Here is a 225-nt window from a genome sequence, read left to right as displayed (position 1 = left end):
GACCAGTACTAATCGGTCGAGGACTTAACCAAGTTGTAAAACGTGGTGTTCTCAAGAGAAAATAATTGAATAATATCTAGTTTTGAGGGAAGAAGTTCTCTTATAGTGTGGTGGCGATAGCCTAAAGGATACACCCGTTCCCATGCCGAACACGGAAGTTAAGCTTTAGCACGCCGATAGTAGTTGGGGGATCGCCCCCTGCGAGGATAGGACGTTGCCACGCGA

At 47.1% G+C, this 225-nt stretch carries 1 rRNA gene; it reads left to right on the top strand.

The features are described 5' to 3' along the window. Positions 1-106: 106 nt before the first annotated feature. Positions 107-223 (top strand): 5S ribosomal RNA (gene rrf / locus FC99_RS01650). The last annotated feature ends 2 nt before the right edge of the window (positions 224-225 follow it).

Source organism: Levilactobacillus koreensis JCM 16448, from assembly GCF_001435525.1.
Taxonomy (GTDB): domain Bacteria; phylum Bacillota; class Bacilli; order Lactobacillales; family Lactobacillaceae; genus Levilactobacillus; species Levilactobacillus koreensis.
Note: the sequence above shows the minus strand (reverse complement) of the source record. Positions and strands in the feature narration are given on the sequence as shown.